General features: G+C 68.0%; 1 pseudogene. It reads left to right on the top strand.

The window, feature by feature from the left end:
- Positions 1–12: 12 nt before the first annotated feature.
- Positions 13–737: pseudogene (locus tag JMF90_RS39150) on the top strand (ATP-dependent DNA helicase); the annotation flags it as partial.

Genomic DNA, 737 nt, shown 5'->3' with positions numbered 1-737 from the left:
GGAACGCTTGCCTTGAATTCACCGCTTGAAGCCACCCCCGATGCCCGGCGTGACACGACGTCCGCCGGGCGTGTTCGTGCGTCCGAAGGCACCTTCGAGCTGAGCCGCAAGCGCGTCGACGAGCTCGACACGATCTTTGGCGAAGGCGGGTTGCTGGCGCGCGCGCTCGACGGGTACCGACCGCGTACGTCGCAGATCGAGATGGCGCGCGCGGTCGCGTCCGCGATGGAGGCATCCGCGCGCCGGATGCCCGAGCCCGAGATCTTCGAAACCCGCAAGCGGCCGGCACGCCGCTTGGGCGACGCCGACAAGACGACCGGAGCGGCCGCGGACGATGCCGCGGCAACCGAATCCGACAGCGACGCAGGCGACAACACGCTGATCGTCGAGGCCGGCACGGGTACCGGCAAGACCTACGCGTATCTCGTGCCCGCAATGCTGTGGGGCGGCAAGGTGATCGTGTCGACCGGCACGAAGCACCTGCAGGACCAGCTGTTCCAGCGCGACATCCCGACCGTGCGCAATGCGCTCGCGGTGCCGGTGTCGGTCGCGATGCTCAAGGGCCGCGCCAACTACCTGTGCCACTACTACCTGCAACGCACGGCCGACAACGGCCGGCTGCCGTCGCGGCAGGACACGGCCTATCTGCAGGAAATCGTCCGCTTCGCGAAAATCACGAAGAGCGGCGACAAGGCCGAACTCGCGAGCGTGCCGGAAAACGCGCCCGTGTGGTCGAT

Origin of the sequence: Burkholderia sp. E168m23, from assembly GCF_016586125.1 — a bacterium.
GTDB classification, from domain to species: Bacteria; Pseudomonadota; Gammaproteobacteria; order Burkholderiales; family Burkholderiaceae; genus Burkholderia; species Burkholderia orbicola.
This window is presented reverse-complemented; position numbering and strand designations above follow the sequence as displayed.